This window comes from Undibacterium sp. Ren11W (assembly GCF_049340485.1).
Lineage (GTDB): Bacteria > Pseudomonadota > Gammaproteobacteria > Burkholderiales > Burkholderiaceae_D > Undibacterium.
In genome coordinates this window covers 250,740-275,177 of sequence record NZ_JBMPPB010000004.1, presented here as the reverse complement: position 1 = coordinate 275,177, position 24,438 = coordinate 250,740, and the positions used below count along the sequence as shown (strand labels likewise).

The window sequence follows — 24,438 nt, the reverse complement described above, 5'->3', positions numbered from 1 at the left end:
TCTTAAAAATTGAGTTTGAATTAGAGATAATTGAAAGTTAAATTAAAGATGATTATTATGCACTCAAACAAGTATCTCTCCTAACACTTCGCGTTGCAGATTACTGCGCAGGCTCAAGGAAAACCTGGGTAAATTCAGAAAAAATGAATCCCTAGTTTCGCGCCTCGCAAAAATATATTTAACAATTACTTGTGGCATTCAGCAATGCTCTATATACTTCGGCTCCTCAGACGCGGGGTGGAGCAGTCTGGCAGCTCGTCGGGCTCATAACCCGAAGGTCATAGGTTCAAATCCTGTCCCCGCAACCAAACATTTAAAGCCGTTGATTTTTAAAAAAATCAACGGCTTTATCGTTTCTCGCGATCAACTACTTTCACTTATAAAGCCAATTTAATCGAACATGAGAGATGTCAAGGATTACACTACCTTAGAGTTACCTGGACTGGACCTTTCCGCCCTGCCACTTCCGTCGCAAATAGAAAAAAGAACTAGCCCAACACGCAATGTCAAAGGAAAACTGACATCATACAGTCAGCTCGATTTACTTGAACCATTGGGCCAGAATGACCAAACCGGTTTGCCCGTATGGTCTAACGATCCCCAACTAGATCAAACCGGACTACCAGTCTGGCAGCCGATCTAACAATCAAACAAGAGGATTTAGACGCGATTACTTTTCAAAAAAAATTTTCTGAAATCTAATTTTCCGCGAAAAATCCTTGCTGCACCTGGTACACATCAAACAATAAGCGCTGGTGGATGCCTAGCGCAACTGCTAGACTTCAATGCTGAAGTATCCACGTTTTCCTCTCTACACAGAATGCACTTCATGACCTCAACCTTTTCCAGTTTAGCTCTTACACCTGAGCTGATCCGCAATCTCGATAGCCTAGGCTATACCCAGATGACGCCGATACAAGCAGCTAGCCTGCCTATAATACTGGAACAACGTGATCTCATCGCACAAGCAAAAACTGGTAGCGGAAAAACCGCAGCGTTTGGAATAGGGATACTGGCAAAACTTAATCCCAGCTATTTTGCCATTCAGGCGCTCGTAATATGCCCGACTCGCGAACTGGCCGATCAAGTTTCCAATGAAATACGTAGACTCGCTCGCTTTGCTGAAAATATCAAAGTGCTGACCCTTTGCGGAGGCACTCCTATGCGTCCCCAGATGGCATCACTAGAGCATGGTGCACATATCGTAGTAGGCACGCCTGGCCGGCTGCTAGATCATATAGGTCGTGGCAGCATCAAACTTTCTACTGTCCAAACTTTGGTGCTAGATGAAGCCGATCGCATGGTCGACATGGGATTTTATGAGGATATCGTAGGCATTGTTGCTGCATGCTCGCCACGCCGTCAAACTTTACTATTCTCCGCCACCTACCCTGACAACATTCGAAAAGCCAGCGAACAATTTTTGCGTGAGCCCGCCGAGATCAAGGTCGAGAGTCAACACGCAACCAGTCAGATTGAACAAATCTTCTATGCTGTAACACCAGAGAACCGAAATGCGGCTGTCGCTCAATTACTCAAGCACTTTCGCCCAGTTTCCACCCTCGCGTTTTGCAACACCAAAATTCATTGCAGGGAATTAGCCGAAGAACTGCAACAGCAAGGGATTAATGCACTGGCATTGTATGGTGATCTGGAACAGCGGGAACGAGATGAAATCTTGGTTTTATTTTCCAATCAAAGTTGCTCGGTATTAGTCGCGACGGATGTCGCCGCACGAGGGCTGGACATACAAACGTTGGGCGCGGTAATCAACGTCGATGTATCGAAAGACACCGAAGTCCACATCCATCGCATCGGTCGCACTGGGCGTGCTGGTGAAAAAGGACTGGCACTTAGCTTGGCTGCGGCCAATGAAAAAAAATGGGTGAAACTGATCGAGGAATATCAAAATGCGCCAGTGCAATGGCAAGACCTCGATCAATTAACTATAGACTCTGAAGATACATTGCAAGCGCCAATGACCACCATCTGCATTATGGGCGGAAAAAAAGACAAACTGCGCCCCGGTGATTTATTAGGTGCATTAACAGGCGACGTTGGTCTAAGCAAAGAGCAAGTTGGGAAAATCAATGTTTTTGAGTTTATGACCTACGTTGCTATTGATAGACATGTCGCCGACGACACCTTAGATCGTCTTAGTCGCAGCAATATCAAGGGCCGGCAATTTCGCATGCGCATTGTTTGGTAAGTCTACAGGCTAACAGCTCCTAATTTTTTCAATGATGAAACTGGTATGATCCATTGATCAGGACGTCACCAGTTCGACTACATTGAGATGAGCTCCAACACACTTTGTACGTTACAATTAATGACTCTATAGAGCGACGTTCCCTTACTCAGCCGCCCCTGCAACGAAGAACACCACATGATTCGAATTTTAATCGCCGACGACCACACCATTATGCGAGAAGGCTTAAAACGCATACTTGAAGGCGTAGAGGATATACAGGTAGTTGGAGAAGCGGTTGACGGGCACGACACTTTAGAGAAGGCCAGACTAGGTAATTTTGATGTATTACTGATGGATCTTTCCATGCCGGGGCGTAGCGGAGTAGATTTAATCCGTCAAATCAAAGATGAGATGCCTAAATTGCCGATCCTTGTGTTGACCATGCACGAAGAGGAGCAATACGCGGTACGTACCATACGTGCCGGCGCACGTGGTTACCTGACCAAAGAAAGCGCGGGAACACAGTTGGTCACGGCATTACGAAAAGTGGCGTCTGGCCGTCCTTACATCAGCATAGAGGTTGCCGAGCAATTGGCGATGTCAGCGATGCCAGCCGACAATGAACATCCACACTCACTCTTGTCGGATCGTGAATTTGAAGTATTTGGCTATTTGGTCAAGGGAAAATCGATTACCGAAATCGCCGAGCTTTTGCATTTGAGCGTCAAAACGGTCAGCACCCACAAAACACGCATTATGCAGAAAATGGATAGAAATACTCTCTCCGACCTTGTGCAATATGCCGTTGCCCATAATCTGATATAAATATTTTCTGCCCGTGCGTCATTTTTTTCGCACGCATGTGTAGGAAAATTCCTACACACCCATCCCAAAATCCCACACTTTAAATCAGCAAACCCTGATTTAAATCAAAGCACCCATTGGCGATAATGTCGGTACGCAAAAAATATTGCGACACCCACACTATTGAAAATCGCCCACATGAACTTGTTTATCGTTGAAGACTCGCCGTACATACAAAACCGCTTGATACGGTTTGTAGAAGAACTGCCAGATATTCATGTGGTTGGGGTCTGTGGAGAAGTGCACGCTGCCTATGTCGAGATTCTCGCTAGCGATGCCGAAGCCATGATACTTGATGTGCAATTAAGCGATGGAAATGGATTACAACTACTCAAGAACATCAAACTCAGTAAGCCTGAGATTAAAGTTGTCGTTTTAACTAATCACGCAACGGAAGCCAATCGGATGCAAGCGCTACGCGCTGGTGCGGACGGTTTTTTAGATAAATCTACAGATTTCGAACAAATACCACGCATTTTGCATGATTGGCAACAATCTACACTTCCCCAGAATCTGAATTAACCATTTACCCAAAGGTCGATACCATGTCCGCTATTTCTACACCAGCAAGAACGACAGATTTGCCAGCAGTCGCCGTCAACTTCCCTTTGCTATCGAATGACGCGGGATGGCGTTGCCAAGGGAGTTTATGGTCAACATTGCATGAAGTGTGTGAATTACTTCACATAGCGACCCCGGCCAATTCAAACACCGAAGATGCTTTATTCCAGCACGTGCGTTACAAGGCTGGTCAGAGAATTCACACTATCGGTCAGCATTTTGAGAATCTCTACATCGTTAATTCTGGCTTTCTTAAGACAGTCTTAATCGATGAGTATGGTAATGAACAAGTCCTCAGCTTCCCTATGAAAGCGGATCTCTTGGGTATCGATGCCATTTATACCCAACGTCACGCCTCCGAGACTGTGGCTCTTTCAGATTGCGATGTTATTTTAGTTCCTTATAAAACGTTTTCGGCGCTCGGTCGTACTTACGTAGAATTAGAGCAGGCAATGTTTAGTGCGATGAGTCGAGAACTGGTGCGCGAACAAGCCATGATCAGCATGCTAAGTGCTCTGAGCGCAGAAGCCAAAGTGGCGCGTTTTCTTACTAATTTGGGTGAACGTTTCGGCCAGTTGGGCTACTCAAGCAAGGTGTTTAACTTACGAATGACACGCCACGAGATAGGAAGCTATCTCGGATTGACACTAGAAACCGTCAGCCGCACACTTTCGGCATTTAATGAATTAGGCTTAATCACGGTAGATCAGCGACAAATCGGCATCATCGATCCAGTATCATTAAAAGCCTTACGCCGCCTGCCTCCAGCCAAGTCACGTAACAAAGTGAGTAAAATAGTGAGTGAAAAGATGAGCGAAAAAGTTTCGGCACTGGTAGCCAAAAATCTTCTACCTCAATGGACACCAGAACTGGCCAGTGCCTTGAATTAATTAATTCACAATTTAAAAATAAGCTACCATTGACGCACAAAAGTATTTTGCCTAGCTCAAAAGGGGAAAACATGTCATACAAAACCATACTGGTGCACGTGGACGAATCTAGTCGCTCCGATATAAGGGTGCGCATTGCATCCGAATTAGCCAAAAATGAAGAGGCTCATTTAATCGGCTCCGCCGTGACAGGCGTCTCACGCTTCATCTACCAAGACGGTAACATCAGTGCAAGTGACCCGAATCTGGCGATACACTTAAAATTTCTACGCGAGCGCGCAGAAAAAGCCATCATTGGATTTAAAAACGTCGCGCGCGAATTAGGCGTCAACTCGTACGAGAGTATGATTTCCAATGACGAAGCTGGTGGCGGTATCGGCTTGCTGGCTCGTTACAGCGATTTGGTAGTGCTAGGTCAGACCAATCGAGATGAACCATCCCCCTCTATATTGTCTGACTTTCCAGAGTATATTGTGATGAATTCTGGTCGCCCAGCCCTAATTATTCCTTACGCCGGAGATTTCACTAGTGTCGCGAAACGCCCTCTGATCTCATGGGATGCCAGCCGTGAATCTACCCGTGCGGTAACGGATGCTATCCCTTTGCTTAAGCGGGCCGATCTGGTGCAGGTCGCACTATTTAACCCTAGCTCAAAGCCCGATGCTCATGGAGAACAGCCGGGCGCTGATATCGCCTTGTTCTTAGCACGTCACGGCATTAAAGTGGAGGTCTCGGTGCATAAGACCTCGACCGACATCGGTAATGCGATTTTGTCTTTATCTCACGACTTAGATAGTGATATGTTAGTAATGGGCGGCTATGGCCATTCGCGCTTCCGCGAAATGATCATGGGCGGGGTCACTAGAACTATTTTAGAGAGTATGACAATACCGGTATTCATGTCACATTAAAACTAATTGCCGACCAAGCATCAAAAGGCGCCAGATCTGGTGCCTTTTTTATTTACTGCATAGACTAATGTACTTCGATATTTTTACTTACGGCGAAACCTCGCGCAAATATCCAGACATGACGAGAAAACCGACCTAGAATACGTCCTTCCTTACGAGCGACATTCGCACTGCCGCTACACTTATCTATGACGACAACGACACCAAAAGAACTCAAACGAGCAGCCTGGATTAGCTTTTCACTCTTGCTCTTATCTATACTAATGTGGTCTAACAAGGCCCGCCTCAGCATATTCCAAGTGCCGGCCGCCCTGCCACTACATACGGCGCTAGAAACTGCAACGATCGTTATTTTTTCGTCGGTTTTTATTGTTTGCTGGAACGCTTTCGATGAGATCAGGAAAAAAAGTAGTGTGATACTGGCAGTGGCTTTTTTATGCACTGCAATCTTCGGCTTTTTTCATGCCATCAGTTTTCAAGGAATGCCTGGCTTTCTTAGCGCAAATGATATGCATAAGTCGCTAAGTTTCTGGCTACTATCGCGCACCATCGTTACCGTCACGTTACTTGGACTGGCAATCAACTTCGGTGATACTCCGGTCTCTCCAAAAAAATCGCTGCGTTTTCTGATTGGCGGAATATTCCTAACACTTGCGAGCTCCCTCGTCATTTTCATCAAACCTGAGTATTTACCGAGCAGTTATATAGAGGGTACTGGTCAAACCGCATTTAAAATTAACTGCGAAATTATCATTGTCATCATCAACACCATTACAGCCTTTATCCTGTTTACCCAAGCTCGCGCCTTCCCTATAGCAACATCGGGCGAGCACTTACAAATCAAACGAGCCCATTTGTTTTTAGCTAGCTCCATGATCGCGATGTCGGAAGTATATTTCTCCTTGTACATCAATGCGAACGAAATATTTGTCGTAGTCGGACACGTTTTTCAGCTAATGTCAGCACTGGCAATCTACCGCAGCATGGTCGCAATAAACATCCACGGACCTTATACAACCTTGTCCGACGCGAGCAAACAATTAGTCGAGACAACCGAGAAATTGCAACGCCATAAAAGACGACTGGCTGGCATCATAGAAACCGCGATCGACGGCATTATCACTATCGATGAAGATCACAAAATGATCTTGGTCAACCCTGCAGCTGCTGCTCTTTTTGGGAATACCGTCGAGGGATTAACTGGCCGCTCGCTCAGTCAGGTTATACCTGACAGACACCGGGCAGCACATGGCGCACACGTCAAAAAATTTGGAGATACTGGTGTTACCAGGCGAAAAATGGGAAGCGATTTTGATGATTTTTATGTAACTGGCTTGCGATCTGACGGGATCGAGTTTCCTATCGAGGCATCTATTTCCAGTCTGATGGAAAATGGGCTACGCTATTACACCGTGATCTTTCGCGATATTACAGAAAGAAAACTTGCAAAAGAAAAAATCGCACAAAATCACACTCAGTTGAGCCAACTATCCTCGGCATTGCAAAGCATACGGGAAGAAGAGCGCAAACATATCGCGAGAGAATTGCATGATGATTTGGGACAACTGCTAGCAGCCTTACGTATGGATTTATCGCTTTTACAAAGAGATAGTCTAATTAGCGAGAAATCACAAAAAACCATCGCTAGCATGGATCAATTGATACTAACGTCTATTACCACTCTGCGGCGCATCGCTACCGATTTACGCCCGCGCGCGTTGGACGAAGGGGGCTTGTTTTTCGCGCTACAGAAATTAAAGAAAGATTTTTCACTCAGACACGGAATCGATTGCGAATTGCTCGCCAATGAAGAACAATTGATGCTGGACGATGCTCACAGTACGGCTATCTTTAGGATTATTCAAGAATCCTTGACCAATGTAGCGCGGCACGCGAAGGCAAGCGAAGTACAAATAGAATTTAGCCGTAATCTTGAATTGCTTAAATTTAGCATTAACGATAATGGCCAGGGTATAGAGGAAACGGACATGCATAAATCTCGCTCATTCGGACTGGTAGGTATGCGCGAGCGGGTTAAGGCGATGCAAGGTCAATTTGAGCTTAGCAGCGTGCTCGGCGAAGGCACTAACCTAAAAATTAGTATTCCTCTATCGAAAGATATCGGCGACAGTAACAATTTCCGACAAGAAATGTAATAGACATAGCGCATGCCCCAAAATCAGTGTAGTCTTTCGCTAGTCACTACCTAGGATTGCATCATGTCTATTACCGCCTTGAACACTGGTCTTTCTGGACTAAAAGCCTATCAGGGTGCGCTTGACAGCAGCGCCCATAATATTGCCAATGCTAACACCGCTGGATTCGTGCCACAGCAGGCTCAATTTCAAGAATCAAAAACAGGTGGTGTGGTCGTAAACATTAGTAAAGAAGGAAGTTTGGCAGCGCAAACGACCGCAGCTGAAACGCCTAACACCAGTGCTGAAGATAGCGGCACAGACCTTGCAAAAGAATTAGTGAGCTCGATACAATCTCAATTGGGATTCGATTTTTCCGCAAAAATCGTCAAGACTGCCGACGCACTACTAGGCACGGTGATTGACATTAGCGCCTAATTTTCCAGCGAACGAAGTGCTGAACTAAGCATCTCCGACGACCTTCTACGTTTTTTTCATACTCCAACTCGACTACGCAGTCTCCATGCGCCCTGCAGCTCGATGTTGGCTGGAAACCCGCATGGATAGTGCGTGATAGGTCTACATCTGAAAAAACTTGATGATTCACTCACCCTCCAGCACATTTCACTACCAATAAATATTCTCTATCACATCGGGGTTATGCACAAAAACCCTGGCATGTCTTGCATATCGAAATGCCACAACCCAAACAAAGCGATCAGTATCAGGATCGCGGCGCTGGTACCTCGAACGACACCAAAGTAGCGCGCGTTTGGATTCCATTTATGCAGGCTTTGCACAAATAAGAGATGCGGCAAAGCTGCCAGCCCAAACAACAACATCAACAAGGCACCAGAATAAGCATCGCCTGATAGGAACGCAAATGGAGCGATACCAAACAACAGGCCACAAGGTAAACAGCCCCAGCTCATCCCCACCAATAATGGAGAAGCAGCGCCAGTGAGCATGCCTGGCAGAAAGGCGCTGGCGAGGCGCTGCACAAAGTTGCCCACTACCTCAAAAAACATCAGAGCGGGTCTAAGCCCAAGTAAGCGAAAACCAAGCAACAGCAATGCCAGGTTACCCATAACATAAAAAATCTGTTGTAGCGGCAGATAAGGCTGAGCGATCACACCTGCGGCGCCCATAGCGCCGAACACAGCACCAATCAACATATAGGTCAACAAGCGACCGCTATGCAGCAAGAATTGATAACGCAGCGTATTAGCCGCTGGTTTACTCTTGCAAGCACTAGAAGTAATTGGGATGCGGCTATTGGCAATCGGTATTACTTTCATCCCAGTACGCGCACTCGCATTTTGAGAAAGTAAGGACGAGATTCCTCCGCACATGCCTACGCAATGCACACCACCTATAGCGCCTGCGCTCAATGCAGCAAGAGCCAACGGCAAGGTAATCAAAGGTAAATTCTCACATGAGACGAGGGTTGCCGTGCACTCCCGGCGTGTGCGTTTATGCTACTCCACGCCAAATGAGTTAGTCTTGTTTTGGCATGGCATTTGGAGAGGTAACAATACATAGGGTGGAAGTGAGGCCTTGGAGCCAGGGTCTAAAAACGACGAATTAACCCGTCTAAAATACCAAAAGCTAGTCTATTTAAGATCGGATGATTCTCCACTTTTTAACTTTAAGATTTGGCAAACTTATCGAGATTTTTGTACCAATAAGGCAGTCAATGCACTAGATAGAATTCCTAACAACCAAAAAGCAAAAAAACCTATCGTGTACGCTCCCAACGCATGAACCTTGATACGTTCATCCAGAACGATCAATTCCATAGGATCAACCAGACTAAAAAATAGGCCAGTTGCTACACACGCCATCAAAAATGCGGGCCACAAAACGATCATTAATATCGAGCGTAACTGTGGATTGGTATTGGTAGAATTGCTGTTGTTCAAATTCTGTCTCCTTCTAATGGTTATTTATTTCAAAACCAAGGAGCCGCCTCTATTTCGCTGCAGCTAGATGCGCTTGCCTTTGCTCTGGCTCGAACCAATCGCCAGTTAAACGCCACTCCGTGGTCTCAACTTTGACGTGCAATAATTTTACCGCGGCTATCGATAGATTTGATGATAAATTCAAATCCCCCTCATAACTACCTGCTTGTATTTGGCGCATAGGCAATCGACGAATCACTTCAGTAACTGAAGATGTTTTTTTATCGGCACTGGCAAGACTCACCTGCACCGTATCAGGCATCGTTTGATTTGCGGCTAACTGCATCTTTAGCTTGCCCGCAGCCAAGTCCAGTGTAATGGTAGCCGAAAGTGCCAGTGCACGTGCCCTGGCATCGCGTTGTATATCCTTATTAATCATCAAGCCTTGCTTGTAATAATCCTCGGCAACCACCTTATCCGCCCCTCTAAAGGCGATCATGCCGGTAAACAAACTGGCACAAACCACGATCAAAGGACCGCCGACTACAAGAAGTAACCACGGCTCCTTATACCAGATATCTTTTTTTGTCTTTTGTTGCAGTAATATCGAATTCATATTTTTCCCTATTTCGGTACCAAAAATACCGCTTTTTCGGTCACTGTGATTTTTGGCACGTTAATATCCTGAATCACAAAACGTATTCGGTTTGAACCGACCTCGGCAACACCCGCAGGTATACGAACGCGTACTGGAAACGGAATAACCGATGCTGCCGGCACGTCGATTTCGGTCTGATTGACAATTTCAATTCCCTGAGCGCCTTTCACCGAAATCAAATACTTATGGGCTTCTTCATGCGAGTTGGTAATCTGTAAGCGATACACGTTCTCAATCGCTCCTGTATCGGTCACTTTAGGCATACTACGGTCGCGCATCACATCAACCTTAAGTGGAACGTGATAGGCCAAGGACAGGGCTGCAGCCAAAATAATCACACCGAGTATGCTGCCATAAATCAGGGTGCGCAAACGGAACACACGTCGCCACATAGCTTTATTATCGAGTTTGCGCTCTAGTGCGTGGTCAGTGGTATAGCGTATTAAACCTGGTTCGTAACCCATTTTGTCCATGACCTGATCGCAGCCATCAATACATAGACCACAAGCGATACATTCATATTGCAAGCCCTTGCGTATATCGATGCCCGTCGGGCAGACCTGCACACATATGCCGCAATCGACACATGAGCCTAAGCCCTCAGCCTTAAAATCAACTTTTTTATTGCGTGAGCCACGTGGCTCTCCACGTGCAGTGTCGTAAGTGACGATTAAAGTATCTTTGTCAAACATCGCACTTTGGAAGCGCGCATACGGACACATATATTTACATACTTGTTCACGCATAAAACCGGCATTGCCATAGGTAGCAAAGCCGTAAAACAAGATCCAAAAATATTCCCAAGGCCCAAGTGTGAAAGCAAACACTTCTTGCGCCAATACATGAATAGGCGTGAAATAGCCAACAAAGGTAAATCCAGTCCAGAGCGAAAGCGCCAGCCAGGCTAGATGTTTAGCAGACTTCAGAGAAAATTTACGCACGGACATGGGTGCGTCATCTAGTTTGATACGCGCATTTCTATCACCCTCTATCTTCTTTTCTATCCACATGAAGATTTCGGTATACACAGTTTGCGGACAAGCATAGCCGCAAAATAAACGCCCTGCTATTGCAGTAAATAGAAATAGGGATAAGGCAGAAATAACTAATAGCACCGCGAGATAAATAAAATCCTGCGGCCATAAAACCAGTCCAAAAATATAAAATTTTCTAGTCGTCAGATCAAATAGAACGGCTTGCCTATCATTCCAATGTAACCAAGCCCCTCCATAAAATAAAATTTGAGTGAAAAATACCAACACCCAGCGCCACGAGGCAAACCAGCCTTTTTGTGAACGAGGATAAATCTTCCTACGCTCCTCAAACAACGCCATTTCGACTTCACTCATGGGCGCTGGGACTATCGGTATAATTTTCATTTTTCTATCAAACAATTCTGAATTACTTCTAATTTACGACTAATTTACTTCTCGACAGGTGCATTGGCAATCTGCTTGATTGCACCCGCTTCCGCTTGAGTAACAGCTACAGCAGAATTGTTCGATAAACCCCAGACATAAGCGGCCAGCAAATGTACCTTGGCATCACCCAACAAGGTTTTGTGAGCTGGCATCTGATTGCCGCGCCCCTTATTGATGGTTTCCATCACATTATCGATACCACCACCATAGAGCCATATTTTATCCGTCAAATTAGGCGCGCCCAATGCCTGCGTACCCTTCCCCTCCGCACCATGACATGCGGCACATGCCATAAATTTAGATTTCCCCAATGATGCTTTAATAGGGTCATGCGCTGAATTAGATAAACTCATGACATAGTTAGCCAGATTACGTACGTCATCTTCGCTACCGACCGCAGCAGCCATCGGAGGCATTTGACCGTGACGTCCATTCAAGATACTAGTTTTTATGGTTTCAGGATCGCCACCATACAACCAGTCGCTATCAGCCAAGTTCGGGTAACCCTTACCACCTTGCGCATCAGAACCATGACATTGGGAGCAGGTATTTAAAAACAAACGTTGACCAATTTCCCTTGCCTGTTCATCTTTCGCAACGGCCGGAATATCCATATTCAAAAATTTATTAAATATAGGACCATATTGCTGTTCACCATCTTTGACTTCTTTTTCGTAAGCGCCGACTTGACTCCAGCCAAAACGCCCTTGAATACTACCCAAGCCTGGATACACGATTAGATAACCGACCGCATAAATGATAGTGAGATAGAACAACCACATCCACCAACGTGGCAGCGGATTATTTTGCTCCATCAAATCCGTATCCCACACATGCCCTGTTGTTTCCGCTGGCAATGGCTTACCGTCACTACCCAGTTTTACCTTCACTTTGGATTGCGACCACAATAATAAAGCACAAGCCACAATACTGATGAGCACGGCGACCGCAATCGCAATACTCCATCCTTCGTTAAAAAAATCTGCCATGACTATTTCCCGTTATCGTTATCAATTGGCATGCGCCCTATTTTTTCAAAGCGCGCTTTATTCTTTGAGCTGAAGGCCCAATAAATAATGCCAAGAAAAACCACCATGCTAACCACCGTCACTATGCTGCTGAGTATCGTGAAATTCATATTTACTCCCTAAAAAGTGATCAATGCGCTTTAATTCTTGTTTTTAATTGCAGTACCCAAAATCTGCAAGTAAGCAACAACTGCATCCATTTCAGTCTTATCTGTCAGCTCAGATGCAGCCTCTTTGATCTGCTGCTCGGTATACGGCACACCCAGTGTTTTCATGGCCCGAAATTTCGGGGTAATCTCTGCTGGATCCAACTTAGTTTTTTCCAGCCACGAATACGCAGGCATATTCGATTCTGGAACTACTGAACGAGGATTATTCAAATGATCGCGATGCCAGGTATCGCTGTAGCGCCCGCCAACACGTGCCAAATCAGGACCAGTACGCTTACTACCCCATTGAAACGGGTGATCATAAACAGACTCGCCAGCAACCGAGTAATGTCCATAACGCTCAGTCTCAGCGCGGAACGGACGTATCATTTGCGAGTGACAGGCATAACAACCTTCACGCAGATAAATATCCCTACCCGTCAATTGCAGTGCCGAATATGGTTTCATTCCTTCGACCGCTTCGGTCGTTGATTTTTGAAAAAACAAAGGAACTATTTCAACCAGACCACCCACGCTGATGGTTAAAATCACCAGCACAAGTAACAAGCCAACATTACGTTCAATTAAATCATGTGTAAAATTTCGCATCAGTATTCTCCTGTTGATTTCACTGACTCAAGCATGTGCTGACACATGAGGCAAGGCTGGAATCGCATTATTTACTGGCTTGGCAGCCATAATAGTTTTTGCGACGTTATACGCCATGATGATCATGCCACTCAGATACATCAAGCCACCAACCATACGAATCACGTAGTAAGGGAACGTTGCCTTCACACTTTCGATAAATGTATAAGTCAGAGTGCCATCTTCATTCACTGCGCGCCACATCAAACCTTGCATCACACCCGCGATCCACATAGACGCGATATACAGAACCACACCGATGGTAGCTATCCAGAAATGAATCTCGATCAAACGCTTGCTGTACATTTGCGTCAACCCAAACAAACGAGGAATCAGATAATACAAACTACCCATAGTGATAAAACCCACCCAACCTAAAGCGCCGGAATGCACGTGACCTACGGTCCAGTCGGTATAGTGAGATAAGGCATTAACGGTTTTGATCGCCATCATCGGGCCTTCAAACGTAGACATACCGTAGAACGACAAGGACACGATCAAGAAACGCAGAATCGGATCAGAGCGCAACTTACTCCAGGCGCCAGACAAGGTCATGATACCGTTGACCATACCACCCCAAGAAGGTGCTAGCAAAATCAATGAAAATACCATACCGATCGATTGCGCCCAATCAGGCAAAGCGGTGTAATGCAAATGATGCGGTCCCGCCCACATGTAAGTAAAAATCAAGGCCCAGAAGTGAACGATAGAGAGACGATACGAATACACAGGACGCTCGATTTGCTTAGGAATAAAGTAATACATCATCCCAAGAAAGCCAGCCGTCAAAAAGAAGCCCACAGCATTGTGACCATACCACCATTGCACCATCGCATCCTGCACACCGGCATAAGCCGAATAGGATTTCACCAATGAAACCGGGATCGCTGCGCTGTTGACAATATGTAGTACCGCCACTGCCACAATAAACGCTCCGTAAAACCAATTGGCAACGTAGATATGCTCAACTTTTCGTTTTGCCAGCGTGCCAAAGAAAACAACGGCATAAGCGACCCAGACCAAGGCGATCAGAATATCGATAGGCCATTCAAGTTCGGCGTATTCTTTACCTTGGGTATAACCTAAAGGAAGTGAGATTGCCGCCGCCAATATGACTAACTGCCAACCCCAAAAAGTAAACTCCGCCAACCAACCAGCGAATAGACGCACGTTCGAAGTGCGCTGCACCACATAATAGGAAGTCCCCATCAGGGCACAACCGCCAAAGGCAAAAATAACGGCATTCGTATGCAAGGGTCGCAAACGGCCATAACTCAGCCAAGGAATGCCTCCTAAAAATTCTGGCCAGGCAAGTTGTGAAGCAATCAACACGCCAACAAGCATGCCAACAACGCCCCAAACTACTGCCATGACAGAAAATTGGCGTACAACACGGTAGTTGTAAGTATTTTCTTTAATTAAAGTCATGATCTCACTCGGTTGATAAAAGTATAGTTGAAGAATAGCAATTCAATGCTCAAGCTGTCTTGATACAAATCAAATACCGACAGCATAGCCCTAGCATTTACTGACTTTAGCAACATATTGAAAAATAATCACGTTTTTTCGACACAAAAAAAAAGACGACACATCCTGTGTCGTCTTTTTTTTGCTAAGAACTTAGCAAAAATAATGCTAAAGAATTTTTATTGCTGCGCCGAACTAGGAATTGCCAATGCAGATTTATTGATCACTACCTTGGATTTATCCTTCAAGGCTTCGACATAGGTATAAATATCCTGCTGCGCAACTGCATTAGCAATTTGTTGCCGCTCTGAGCTACGGCGAGTTGCATCTACCGCTCCAGCATTTACTTTAGCAATACGATAAACTGCATAACCAGAACCCGGCACATCGACACCAATAAAGGCAGGTAGTTTCTGAGCATCCGCCTTCATCACAGCGGAAAAAGCATCACCACTAATTCCCTGGTTCTTTAAACGTGAAATTACATTGGACTCAGCAAAGCCACTCACACTATCAGCCGCCTTAAGTGTGGCTAATTTTGATTCTCCAGCTTTCTTCGCTAACGCGGCAGCTTCGATCTGAATAACTTTGGCCTCGATTAAATTCTTCACTTCTTCCAAAGGACGCTTACTTGCCGCCTTATATTCCAGAACACGGCCAGCAATCAATGTTCTCGGAGCGACCTCAACTGCCTCAGTGTTATGTTTTTTCTTCAGCGAATCTTCGGAAAATATCGCTTTCAAAAATTTAGGATTATTTACCGGAACAGTCGCCGGAATCGCAGCACTAGGAAGGCGGTTTAAAGAGGCAACGGTTTCAATTTTTAAATTCAATTTATCCGCAACTGCTTTTAAGCTGTCCGATTGCTCGTACACCATATTAGTAAAAACTTCAGCTGACTCGGCATACAACTTAGCAGCTTTTTGCTTCTTGATATCAGCTGCAATTTGCCCCTTTACTTCATCTATTGCCTTGATAGCGGCCGGCTTAATCGCCGTCAACTGAATGATATGAAAGCCATAATCAGATTGAACCAAGTCACTGATTTCAGAGAGTTTCAGTTTATAGGCGGCATCTTCGAACGACTTAACCATCGCGCCTTTTGTGAAGAAGTCGACATCGCCACCACGCTCTGCAGAGCCGGAATCTTGTGAATTTTCTTTAGCTAATTTGGCAAATAGCTCAGGATTCTTACGCACTTGAGTCAACAAACCCTCCGCCTTGGCTCTTGCACTTTTTTGATCGGCTTCACTACTGTCTTTTTTAACTGAAATCAAAATATGACTTGCACGTCGAGACTCTTCTGTGGCGTACGCTTTTTTGTTTTGTTCATAGTGAGCCAGAATATCGGCATCAGTAACATTCACTTGCGCACCCACAGCTTCATCATTAAACACGACGTATTCAGCCTTGATCAACTCCGGAATCTCAAACTGATTTGAATTTTTTTCGTAATACGCCTTCAGCATCGCATCAGTGACTTTGACTTGCGCCAGATAGTCGCTACTTTTAAAGTCCATTTTTTGAACTTCACGCTCTTGCTCATAAATAGCAGAAATACGGTCAGCGACAGTTTTAGAAGAAAATGCAGTTCCTTGAACCGCACTCAATAACTGCTGCAAAGCCAAATCCTGACGCAATCGCTGCTCGTACATCGCTGGATTCATGCCTTGCGCCGCCAATAAACTCTTATAGCGACCAGTATCAAATCCACCGTCCGGCTTGGTTAAGCCTGGTGTGGATAAAATATTTTGCTGCAAACTTTGATCGCTGACCGACAAATGATTTTTTACAACCTCAACAGCGATCACTTTACGCGAGACCAACTCATCCAAAAGTCCTTGTTTGGCCTCTGGCGAACTAAGCATTTTGGAGTCGAACTGCTGACCGTAGGTCTGACGCAATCTATCCAATTGCTCACGCTGAGCAGAGTCAAACTCTTGTTGGCTAATCGTTTGACCAGCAACTGTTGCTACCGCAGTAGCGGCGCCATTGGAGCGAGTAAAACTCTCAATGCCAAAAAAAGCAAACGATGGAAAAATAATTAGCAGCAATAGAAGCTGCATGATGCGTTGGTGGGTACGAATATATTCAAACATGCTCAACCGATCACTATGACAAACTGATTCCGAATATGAAAAAAGGCGAACTCTCGTTCGCCTTTTAGATTTTGGCGGAGTGGACGGGACTCGAACCCGCGACCCCCGGCGTGACAGGCCGGTATTCTAACCAGCTGAACTACCACTCCTAATTTACTACTCTATGCTACTAGTGTTATGGTGGGCGCTGAGAGGCTCGAACTCCCGACCTAAGCCTTGTAAGGGCTCCGCTCTACCAACTGAGCTAAGCGCCCCATCATACGACACTAACAACATTGCGGCGCTTGTCACCGCGCCACGAAGTCCATTAGTTTACAGCATCTTTCAAAGCTTTGCCAGCTTTAAATTTAGGAACCTTAGCTGCTTTGATTTTAATTGCTTCACCGGTACGTGGATTACGGCCAGTTCTAGCGGCACGTTTGCCAACAGAGAAGGTCCCGAAACCGACCAGAGTTACCGTGTTACCTTTTTTCAAAGTCACTTTTACTGCACCGATCAAAGCATCCAAGGCGCGCGATGACGCAGCCTTAGAAATGTCGGCTGTTTTCGCAATATGATCGATTAATTCAGTTTTATTCACTTACGCCCCCTCACAAAAGTTTAACGTCGTAACGATGTCTTCGTATGCCTTGTTGGTCGTCCATCTATCACGGTAAGCAGAAAATCTGCATGCGGTATTAGATCAAGCAGTAAAGCATCGTGTCAAGTGTTTTACATAGTTTCTTTGCACTTCAAGAACATTTTTCTCGATAAATCAAAAGTATAATTTCAAAGTAATCAGCACACTTCGCACCGATCAAAAAACCCCTGCAATTTTTCTGGTAAAGACTGATCAGCGCAATTTGCGCCATCCCTTTTATTTTTACTTGGCACGATAAAATGAATTCAATTAAACGACTCGGCACTCCCCTCTCCCCAGCAGCGACCAAGGTAATGCTCCTTGGGTCCGGCGAACTAGGCAAAGAAGTCATCATCTCTCTGCAACGACTTGGAGTAGAAGTAATCGCCGTTGATCGCTACCAAAATGCACCAGGCCATCAGGTAGCTCATCGCGCCCATGTTATTGACATGACCGATGGCACAGCCCTGGCACAACTGATAGAGCTGGAAAAACCCGATCTGGTGGTGCCGGAAATTGAAGCCATTGCCACCACCACCTTAGTTGAACTAGAAGCGACCGGCAAAGTCCGCGTCATCCCCACCGCGCGCGCTGCCTGGCTGACAATGAACCGGGAAGGCATACGCAGACTAGCTGCGGAAACTTTGAGCCTGCCGACCTCAGCCTATCGCTTTGCAGATAATCTGCAAGAGTTGCAAGAGGCATGCGCGCAAATCGGTTTTCCGTGCATCATCAAACCTGTCATGTCTTCATCGGGAAAAGGACAATCCAAGATCGACCATGCAGGTGAAGTTCAGGCCGCCTGGGATTACGCGGCTTCCGGTGGACGAGTCAACGCAGGCCGCGTCATTGTTGAAGGTTTCGTCGATTTCGACTATGAGATCACACAATTAACAGTAAGAGCAATCGGCAAAGATGGCCAGATCGAAACCCATTTTTGCGAGCCTATCGGGCATGTGCAAGTACATGGCGATTACGTCGAGTCATGGCAACCACAAGCGATGCACGCGCGTGCTTTGGAGCGTGCGCGTGAAATCTCTAAAAAAGTCACCGATGATTTGGGTGGATTAGGATTATTCGGCGTTGAGCTATTCGTCAAAGACGAGATGGTTTGGTTTTCCGAAGTCAGCCCGCGTCCACACGACACCGGCATGGTTACCATGGCCAGTCAATATCAAAGCGAATTTGAACTACATGCAAAAGCTATTTTAGGTTTGCCTGTCGATGTCTCACTGCATACGCCAGCAGCATCGGCAGTGATTTATGGTCAGCACGAGCACGCAGGGATTGCCTTTGAGGGCGTAGCAGAAGCTTTACAAACGCCAGGGGTGGATATCCGCCTGTTTGGCAAACCAGAGTCTTTTAGCCGCCGACGTATGGGTGTCGCTCTGGCCAGAGCGACAGACACAGATACGGCACGAAATTTAGCAAAACAAGCTGCGGCCAAAGTAAAGCCAGTGATCGTGACTGAATAAGCCGAAGGCTATGTAAGTCGATATTGGGGCGATAAAATCGGTGATTAGCAACCGCGCGTCTCAATATCACCTATAGTTCAGCTTCCGACGCGAAATTAACGTTTAATTTTTACGACCTGTTTTATGATGAAATTTGATGTAGCAATTGTGGGTAGCGGCCTAGCCGGTTTATCAGTGGCACTGCATTTAGCAAAGACCCGCAAAGTTGCGGTGATTTCAAAGCGCACTTTATTAGATGGTGCCAGTGACTGGGCGCAAGGTGGGATCGCCGCAGTTTTGGACTCAGGCGATAGTCACGAACAGCATATTTCCGACACCCTGATCGCAGGCGGTGGCTTGTGCGACGAGAGTGCCACCCGCTACATTATCGAACATGGTCGGGAAGCGATTGATTGGCTGATAGCACAAGGTGTGCCATTTACGCGCGATGATGAGGCGGAACTTGGCTTTCATTTGACGCGCGAAGGTGGCCACAGCCAGCGCCGCATCATCCATGCGGCCGACGCCACCGGTCACGCGGTGCAAACCACCTTAGAGCAGCAAGTACGCAACCACCCCAACATCAGTTTGTTTGAGCATCATTATGCAATCGACGTCATCACCTCGACAAAAATCGGCGACAACAGCCTGCCACCGCGCTGCTTAGGCTTGTACGTACAAGATGTTAAAAGTGGCGAAGTCCACACCTTCAGCGCGCAGCACACCGTGATGGCAACTGGTGGTGCCGGCAAAGTCTATCTATACACTACCAATCCCGACACGGCCACCGGCGACGGCATCGCGATGGCGTGGCGCGCAGGATGCCGCGTCGCGAACATGGAGTTCATGCAGTTCCACCCGACTTGTCTGTATCACCCGTACGCCAAATCATTCTTAATTACCGAGGCGGTACGCGGTGAAGGCGGTCACTTAAAATTACCGCCCGAAGCTGGCAATGCAGCGGGTTCACGCTTCATGTTGGAACACGATGAACGGGTCGAGTTAGCACCGCGCGATGTGGTAGCCAGAGCCATCGATTTCGAGATGAAGAAACGCGGCCTGGATTATGTAGAACTCGACATCAGCCACAAGAGTCCGGAATTTTTAAAAGAACACTTCCCCACTATCTACGCACGCTGCCTGGAATTAGGCATAGACATTACCAAACAGCCGATACCGGTCGTCCCGGCTGTGCATTTCACTTGCGGTGGCATCGTTACCGACACCACGGGTCGCACCGATCTGCCAGGTTTATACGCGGTAGGCGAAACCGCTTACACCGGACTGCATGGCGCCAACCGTCTGGCCAGCAACTCTCTGCTTGAGTGCCTGGTCGTAGGCAAGGCCGCGGCCCTGCATATCGCAGAACAAGAACTGGTCTCCCTGCCCTACTTACCCGATTGGGATGAAAGCCGTGTTTCAGATGCGGATGAAGAAGTGGTGATTGCCCATAATTGGGACGAGTTGCGACGCTTCATGTGGAATTATGTAGGCATCGTGCGCACCACCAAACGTCTGGAGCGCGCCAAACACCGCATCAAATTACTCAAAGAAGAAATAGACGAGTATTACGCCAATTTCCGCATTAGCAATAACTTGCTGGAACTGCGCAATCTGGTCGAGGTCGCCTCCTTGATCGTCAACAGCGCATTGTCGCGCCGCGAGAGCCGGGGCTTGCACTTTAGCCGAGATTACCCCGATACCATGCCAAAAGCACTAGCGACGGTGCTATCACCTAAACGAAAAAAGTAAATCAGGAGTTTTAAAAGTGGCACCGCCAGCGCGCATATTCCATGCGCCTGCTGGCGGCACATGGCTCGAAACCCGCATGGATATTGCGCAAGCGGCCTATGCCCTATTTAATTTCTGGTGCGAATGCAGCAGAAGCTGTCACTGCATCAAGCTTAGATAATCCGCAAAGAGTAGTCGATTGCTCGAATATCCTTGGTCAAGCTGCCGATAGAGATGCGATCAACGCCAGTCTGGGCGATCGCTTGCACACTCGTCATATCAACTCCACCGGAAGCCTCCAGCAAGGCGCGACCAGCATTCAAATCCACCGCAGCGCGCATCATATCGGTACTGAAATTATCTAATAATATCGAAACAGCCCCAGCATGCAAAGCTTGCTGCAACTGCTCTAAAGTCTCTACCTCTATCTGTATCGTCACGCCAGCATTGAGAGACTTGGCTGCGCGCAAAGCCAGTTCGATACCGCCAGCTGCTGCAATATGATTTTCTTTAATCAAAATGCCGTCATACAAAGCCAGCCTTTGATTCTTGCCGCCCCCCACCCGCACCGCATATTTTTGCGCCAGGCGCAAACCCGGCAAAGTCTTACGCGTATCGAGTATCGCGGCAGAGCTATCCTTAGTAATATCCACATAATGATGGGTGGCAGTGGCTACGGCTGACAACATCTGTAGAAAATTCAAGGCACTGCGCTCAGCCGTGAGTAAGGCGCGGGCCGGTGCGACGATTTTACACACCACACTATCAGCGCGCATAAAATCACCTTCGGCATACTGCCAATCTAGGGTGATAGACTCATCCAAAGCTGCCATGACTGCATCAACCCAGGGCGCACCACAGAGAATTGCAGACTCCCTGACGATCACCTGCGCCTGCACGCGCTGAGTATCAGGCACAAGCAAACCCGTCAAATCGGCAGCACCAATATCTTCGTCCAAAGCGATGGCCACGTTGCGCTGAAAAGCAGCATGTAAATCATGGTCGAATGGTGCGAAACTGTTTTTTAAATTACTACTCATTTAATGGCTCATTTCATTATTCAGGTCTAGATACGCAAATCTTTGCATCTCTTGATACCCACTGCATTTGCTTGAACCAGCAGCAGTGTGCAAAATCTATGCGGGGCCTATGCCGGAAAAAAGTTTCTGTTCTTGTGCCAAATCAGAACCCGGACGCACATTCGCTTTCTTCGCCGCTGCAAAATCAAGCATACGATCGATACACAATTTGGCTTTTTTCCCGACGTTCGGATCGACAGTGATTTCGCCGCTACCAGTTTCCAGCGCGTGCAAGAGATTCGCCAATCCGTTCATTGCCATCCATGGGCAATGGGCGCAACTCTTACAAGTGGCACTATTACCTGCCGTGGGGGCTACGATGAAACGCTTGCCTGGTGCAGCCATCTGCATTTTATGTAAAATACCGTTGTCGGTGGCGACGATAAATTCTTGGGCATCCATCGTCATCGCGGCATGAATCATTTGCGAGGTGGAACCCACCATATCGGCCAAGGCCACCACTGCGGCGGGCGACTCTGGATGCACCAGAATTTTTGCATGCGGATACTCGGCTTTGAGCAGATCTAACTCTACGCCTTTAAACTCATCATGCACCAGGCATGAACCCTGCCACAGCAACATATCAGCGCCGGTTTTTTGCTGGATATAGCCGCCCAGATGCTTGTCCGGAGCCCAAAGGATTTTTTTACCTTGCGCATGTAAGTGCGCCACAATATCAAGACCGATACTAGACGTCACCATCCAATCGGCACGCGCTTTCACGGCTGCGCTAGTATTGGCATATACAACGACTGTGCGATCCGGATGCGCATCGCAGAAAGCAGCGAACTCATCCGCAGGGCAACCCAGATCGAGCGAACAGGTGGCATCCAGGTCAGGCATCAAGATGGTTTTTTCCGGACTGAGTATTTTGGCGGTTTCGCCCATAAACTTTACGCCCGCAACTATCAAGGTTTGCGCGGCGTGATCACGTCCGAACCTGGCCATCTCCAAAGAGTCGGACACGCAACCACCAGTCTCTTCAGCCAAATCCTGCAACTCAGCGTCCACGTAATAATGCGCCACCAAGACCGCTTTTTTTTCAAGCAGTAATTGCTTGATGCGCGTTTTTAAACGCAGTTTTTCTGCAGCAGTTGGCACATCAGGCACGCGCGCCCATGCCGCCGCAGTGCAACTACCACCCACATCCATCTGCGGACGCTCAAACTCTATAACTTTGGTCGCTTCCATCTGCACTCTCAAAGAGAAAAAACATCAGTTTATCAGTAAACAAAAAAACTACACCTGTCCAGGTGCAGAACGCCAGTCCTATGGTAATGAGCCCCGAGAAAACACGACACCTGGAGGTGATTCAATACGCCCAGTAAGGGCCCTTGCCGTAAGCCGTGTCTGCGTCTTTTATCGCAACGAAAACACGTCGCCCAAAAAAGAAAGGCAAACCCCAATCAAAACTATTACTATTAAAACTACCGGAAAAACCAGTGCCAGCACCACCGATATGCGCCGCGATCGCACCTGAACTCAAGCCATCGGTAGCCTCCAGCCGAAAGTTAACGACCCCGGAAGCGCGACCATCAAATGATTTATTGGTAGCACTCAAATTTAACGCGGCAGGCGGGCAATAAAAGCTGGTCGACAAGCTACATGACTTAATCGCTTTATCGTCAAAATAATACCCGTTTGAACCGCTATCAATAAAACTGGCGGTGAGTGCCTTGTTGTTATAGACGGTAATAAAGTTCCCAAGACTATCCGCTGCAAAAATCGATTCTGTAGCAAGCAGATTATTGCTCTGCGTGCCAACACCAAAAATGAGCGAACCGTTTAATTTCGCGACTCCACCGAGTGCGACGGCTGGCATCAGAACCAACACACCATTATTGTTCTGTGCCAATGACGCCACCGGATTAGAAACCTGTTGCACCAGAGGCGCACTGATATTTTTGCAGCTAAATACATCACAGCCATAATAGGCTCCGGGTATCGCCGAATTCACGCAAGCCTGGCCACAATCCTCCTTAAACATGCCCACGCCTAGCACGCCATTTGCCCCTAAAGCAGCTACAGAACCAATATCCAAGCCAGTGTTTTGGCAAGCAAGAGGAGTCTTGGAATACTCGGGTGCCGCATCAGCGACTATATGTATCGGCAGGGCAGCGATAGACTCGCCGCCTATTTTCACATTTGCCTGACGCACAGCGCCCCACTGATATCCACTGGCAAATTGGACGCACTCCGCGAGCAGCATTCCATCATTCGTCTTCATGGACGGCAACTGCAATTCCGCATTAAGTAAATTCGGTGCTATCAGACGCAAACCAATCGATGCAGTGTCGAGCAAAATATGATCGATGGTCTGACACACAGAAGTTCCCGGCCTGCATATAGTCACGCTCACATAAGGCTGATTAATCGTGCTCTTACTGCCTAACGGCCCCCTATCAACAATGATAGCCACCTCATTGCTCGCAAGTGAAGGTGGAGTCACCACAGCAGGAGGATTGGCAACACTCGAGGTTGAGTCAGTGGATCCACCGCCGCTACCACAGGAAATTAGCAGCATGCAAAAAAGACTCAGACAACATAAGTTGAGCATGCGCGTCAACGAGCGCTCAGACCCAAGATCAATAGCCAGACTCGATAAAAAATTCAGATTGAACATATTTCTCTC

General features: G+C 47.0%; 23 protein-coding genes and 3 tRNA genes. 10 read left to right on the top strand and 16 right to left on the bottom strand.

The genetic code is table 11. The annotated features are described in order from the left end of the window. Window positions 1-231 precede the first annotated feature (231 nt). The 6 genes from ACO0K8_RS11885 to ACO0K8_RS11860 all read left to right on the top strand — a co-directional run bounded on the left by ACO0K8_RS11885 (window position 232) and on the right by ACO0K8_RS11860 (window position 5,417). Window positions 232-308: transfer RNA gene (locus ACO0K8_RS11885), tRNA-Met, on the top strand. 521 nt (window positions 309-829) lie between these two features. After that, window positions 830-2,209, top strand: coding sequence for an ATP-dependent RNA helicase DbpA (gene dbpA / locus ACO0K8_RS11880; RefSeq protein WP_422946859.1), 1,380 nt, complete (start codon window positions 830-832; stop codon window positions 2,207-2,209). 177 nt (window positions 2,210-2,386) lie between these two features. Further along, window positions 2,387-3,016: a response regulator gene (locus ACO0K8_RS11875; protein ID WP_422946858.1), complete on the top strand. Its 630-nt coding sequence runs from the start codon at window positions 2,387-2,389 to the stop codon at window positions 3,014-3,016. A 177-nt stretch (window positions 3,017-3,193) separates the two neighbouring features. Continuing rightward, window positions 3,194-3,577, top strand: coding sequence for a response regulator (locus ACO0K8_RS11870; protein ID WP_422946857.1), 384 nt, complete (start codon window positions 3,194-3,196; stop codon window positions 3,575-3,577). A 23-nt stretch (window positions 3,578-3,600) separates the two neighbouring features. After that, complete coding sequence (locus ACO0K8_RS11865; RefSeq protein WP_422946856.1) at window positions 3,601-4,506, top strand: Crp/Fnr family transcriptional regulator; 906 nt, start codon at window positions 3,601-3,603, stop codon at window positions 4,504-4,506. A gap of 71 nt (window positions 4,507-4,577) precedes the next feature. Continuing rightward, complete coding sequence (locus tag ACO0K8_RS11860; protein ID WP_422946855.1) at window positions 4,578-5,417, top strand: universal stress protein; 840 nt, start codon at window positions 4,578-4,580, stop codon at window positions 5,415-5,417. 64 nt (window positions 5,418-5,481) lie between these two features. Here ACO0K8_RS11860 and ACO0K8_RS11855 read toward each other — a convergent pair whose 3' ends face one another. Then, window positions 5,482-5,859, bottom strand: coding sequence for a hypothetical protein (locus tag ACO0K8_RS11855; RefSeq protein WP_422946977.1), 378 nt, complete (start codon window positions 5,857-5,859; stop codon window positions 5,482-5,484). On the opposite strand from ACO0K8_RS11855, the gene ACO0K8_RS11850 reads away from it, so the two are divergent. Both ACO0K8_RS11850 and ACO0K8_RS11845 read left to right on the top strand, forming a co-directional pair. Then, complete coding sequence (locus ACO0K8_RS11850; protein ID WP_422946974.1) at window positions 5,762-7,573, top strand: MASE3 domain-containing protein; 1,812 nt, start codon at window positions 5,762-5,764, stop codon at window positions 7,571-7,573. The genes ACO0K8_RS11855 and ACO0K8_RS11850 overlap by 98 nt on opposite strands. Window positions 7,574-7,636: 63 nt before the next feature. Continuing rightward, on the top strand, window positions 7,637-7,990 hold the full coding sequence (locus ACO0K8_RS11845) for a flagellar basal body rod C-terminal domain-containing protein (protein WP_422946854.1): 354 nt from the start codon (window positions 7,637-7,639) through the stop codon (window positions 7,988-7,990). Between the two features lie 209 nt (window positions 7,991-8,199). Here ACO0K8_RS11845 and ACO0K8_RS11840 read toward each other — a convergent pair whose 3' ends face one another. The 12 genes from ACO0K8_RS11840 to ACO0K8_RS11785 all read right to left on the bottom strand — a co-directional run bounded on the left by ACO0K8_RS11840 (window position 8,200) and on the right by ACO0K8_RS11785 (window position 17,503). Beyond that, window positions 8,200-8,964 carry a sulfite exporter TauE/SafE family protein gene (locus tag ACO0K8_RS11840; protein ID WP_422946853.1) on the bottom strand — a complete coding sequence of 255 codons (765 nt, stop codon included), beginning with the start codon at window positions 8,962-8,964 and terminating at the stop codon, window positions 8,200-8,202. 252 nt (window positions 8,965-9,216) lie between these two features. Continuing rightward, window positions 9,217-9,474: a hypothetical protein gene (locus tag ACO0K8_RS11835; protein ID WP_422946852.1), complete on the bottom strand. Its 258-nt coding sequence runs from the start codon at window positions 9,472-9,474 to the stop codon at window positions 9,217-9,219. A 49-nt stretch (window positions 9,475-9,523) separates the two neighbouring features. Further along, window positions 9,524-10,069, bottom strand: coding sequence for a FixH family protein (locus ACO0K8_RS11830; protein WP_422946851.1), 546 nt, complete (start codon window positions 10,067-10,069; stop codon window positions 9,524-9,526). Window positions 10,070-10,077: 8 nt separating this feature from the next. Continuing rightward, on the bottom strand, window positions 10,078-11,460 hold the full coding sequence (gene ccoG / locus ACO0K8_RS11825) for a cytochrome c oxidase accessory protein CcoG (protein WP_422946850.1): 1,383 nt from the start codon (window positions 11,458-11,460) through the stop codon (window positions 10,078-10,080). Between the two features lie 74 nt (window positions 11,461-11,534). Continuing rightward, window positions 11,535-12,521, bottom strand: a complete 987-nt coding sequence (ccoP, locus tag ACO0K8_RS11820) for a cytochrome-c oxidase, cbb3-type subunit III (protein WP_422946849.1) — start codon at window positions 12,519-12,521, stop codon at window positions 11,535-11,537. A gap of 2 nt (window positions 12,522-12,523) precedes the next feature. Further along, complete coding sequence (locus ACO0K8_RS11815; protein WP_422946848.1) at window positions 12,524-12,670, bottom strand: cbb3-type cytochrome oxidase subunit 3; 147 nt, start codon at window positions 12,668-12,670, stop codon at window positions 12,524-12,526. Between the two features lie 30 nt (window positions 12,671-12,700). Beyond that, entirely contained in the window at window positions 12,701-13,318 is a 618-nt protein-coding gene (ccoO, locus tag ACO0K8_RS11810) for a cytochrome-c oxidase, cbb3-type subunit II (RefSeq protein WP_422946847.1), read from the bottom strand. A gap of 27 nt (window positions 13,319-13,345) precedes the next feature. Further along, window positions 13,346-14,785 (bottom strand): cytochrome-c oxidase, cbb3-type subunit I, encoded by a 1,440-nt coding sequence (gene ccoN / locus ACO0K8_RS11805; protein WP_422946846.1) that lies wholly within the window; start codon window positions 14,783-14,785, stop codon window positions 13,346-13,348. A gap of 218 nt (window positions 14,786-15,003) precedes the next feature. Then, the gene (locus tag ACO0K8_RS11800; protein WP_422946845.1) at window positions 15,004-16,923 is read right to left on the bottom strand and encodes a SurA N-terminal domain-containing protein; all 1,920 of its coding nucleotides are present in this window, start codon (window positions 16,921-16,923) and stop codon (window positions 15,004-15,006) included. A gap of 72 nt (window positions 16,924-16,995) precedes the next feature. Beyond that, window positions 16,996-17,072 (bottom strand) — tRNA-Asp (locus ACO0K8_RS11795). A gap of 29 nt (window positions 17,073-17,101) precedes the next feature. After that, window positions 17,102-17,177, bottom strand: a tRNA-Val gene (locus tag ACO0K8_RS11790). Between the two features lie 53 nt (window positions 17,178-17,230). Then, a complete protein-coding gene (locus tag ACO0K8_RS11785; protein WP_422946844.1) occupies window positions 17,231-17,503 on the bottom strand; it encodes an HU family DNA-binding protein in 273 nt (90 codons plus the stop codon). 299 nt (window positions 17,504-17,802) lie between these two features. Here ACO0K8_RS11785 and purT point away from each other — a divergent pair, with 299 nt between their 5' ends. Continuing rightward, a complete protein-coding gene (gene purT, locus ACO0K8_RS11780; protein WP_422946843.1) occupies window positions 17,803-19,017 on the top strand; it encodes a formate-dependent phosphoribosylglycinamide formyltransferase in 1,215 nt (404 codons plus the stop codon). 126 nt (window positions 19,018-19,143) lie between these two features. Then, on the top strand, window positions 19,144-20,748 hold the full coding sequence (nadB, locus tag ACO0K8_RS11775) for an L-aspartate oxidase (protein ID WP_422946973.1): 1,605 nt from the start codon (window positions 19,144-19,146) through the stop codon (window positions 20,746-20,748). A gap of 152 nt (window positions 20,749-20,900) precedes the next feature. On the opposite strand, the gene nadC is transcribed toward nadB, so the two are convergent. From nadC to ACO0K8_RS11760, 3 genes are all read right to left on the bottom strand, one after another. Next, window positions 20,901-21,767 (bottom strand): carboxylating nicotinate-nucleotide diphosphorylase, encoded by an 867-nt coding sequence (nadC, locus tag ACO0K8_RS11770; RefSeq protein ID WP_422946842.1) that lies wholly within the window; start codon window positions 21,765-21,767, stop codon window positions 20,901-20,903. 96 nt (window positions 21,768-21,863) lie between these two features. After that, window positions 21,864-22,997 carry a quinolinate synthase NadA gene (gene nadA, locus ACO0K8_RS11765; protein ID WP_422946841.1) on the bottom strand — a complete coding sequence of 378 codons (1,134 nt, stop codon included), beginning with the start codon at window positions 22,995-22,997 and terminating at the stop codon, window positions 21,864-21,866. Between the two features lie 121 nt (window positions 22,998-23,118). After that, the gene (locus tag ACO0K8_RS11760; RefSeq protein WP_422946840.1) at window positions 23,119-24,429 is read right to left on the bottom strand and encodes a DUF3443 domain-containing protein; all 1,311 of its coding nucleotides are present in this window, start codon (window positions 24,427-24,429) and stop codon (window positions 23,119-23,121) included. Window positions 24,430-24,438: the final 9 nt, after the last annotated feature.

Excerpts from the sequence above, each read along its gene's own strand:
- dbpA (WP_422946859.1), top strand. The coding sequence starts at position 830 with ATGACCTCAACCTTTTCCAGTTTAGCTCTTACACCTGAGCTGATCCGC.
- ACO0K8_RS11875 (WP_422946858.1), top strand. The coding sequence starts at position 2,387 with ATGATTCGAATTTTAATCGCCGACGACCACACCATTATGCGAGAAGGC.
- ACO0K8_RS11870 (WP_422946857.1), top strand. The coding sequence starts at position 3,194 with ATGAACTTGTTTATCGTTGAAGACTCGCCGTACATACAAAACCGCTTG.
- ACO0K8_RS11865 (WP_422946856.1), top strand. The coding sequence starts at position 3,601 with ATGTCCGCTATTTCTACACCAGCAAGAACGACAGATTTGCCAGCAGTC.
- ACO0K8_RS11860 (WP_422946855.1), top strand. The coding sequence starts at position 4,578 with ATGTCATACAAAACCATACTGGTGCACGTGGACGAATCTAGTCGCTCC.
- ACO0K8_RS11845 (WP_422946854.1), top strand. The coding sequence starts at position 7,637 with ATGTCTATTACCGCCTTGAACACTGGTCTTTCTGGACTAAAAGCCTAT.
- ACO0K8_RS11830 (WP_422946851.1), bottom strand. The coding sequence starts at position 10,069 with ATGAATTCGATATTACTGCAACAAAAGACAAAAAAAGATATCTGGTAT.
- ccoG (WP_422946850.1), bottom strand. The coding sequence starts at position 11,460 with ATGAGTGAAGTCGAAATGGCGTTGTTTGAGGAGCGTAGGAAGATTTAT.
- ccoP (WP_422946849.1), bottom strand. The coding sequence starts at position 12,521 with ATGGCAGATTTTTTTAACGAAGGATGGAGTATTGCGATTGCGGTCGCC.
- ACO0K8_RS11815 (WP_422946848.1), bottom strand. The coding sequence starts at position 12,670 with ATGAATTTCACGATACTCAGCAGCATAGTGACGGTGGTTAGCATGGTG.
- ccoO (WP_422946847.1), bottom strand. The coding sequence starts at position 13,318 with ATGCGAAATTTTACACATGATTTAATTGAACGTAATGTTGGCTTGTTA.
- ccoN (WP_422946846.1), bottom strand. The coding sequence starts at position 14,785 with ATGACTTTAATTAAAGAAAATACTTACAACTACCGTGTTGTACGCCAA.
- ACO0K8_RS11800 (WP_422946845.1), bottom strand. The coding sequence starts at position 16,923 with ATGTTTGAATATATTCGTACCCACCAACGCATCATGCAGCTTCTATTG.
- purT (WP_422946843.1), top strand. The coding sequence starts at position 17,803 with ATGAATTCAATTAAACGACTCGGCACTCCCCTCTCCCCAGCAGCGACC.
- nadB (WP_422946973.1), top strand. The coding sequence starts at position 19,144 with ATGAAATTTGATGTAGCAATTGTGGGTAGCGGCCTAGCCGGTTTATCA.
- nadC (WP_422946842.1), bottom strand. The coding sequence starts at position 21,767 with ATGAGTAGTAATTTAAAAAACAGTTTCGCACCATTCGACCATGATTTA.
- nadA (WP_422946841.1), bottom strand. The coding sequence starts at position 22,997 with ATGGAAGCGACCAAAGTTATAGAGTTTGAGCGTCCGCAGATGGATGTG.
- ACO0K8_RS11760 (WP_422946840.1), bottom strand. The coding sequence starts at position 24,429 with ATGTTCAATCTGAATTTTTTATCGAGTCTGGCTATTGATCTTGGGTCT.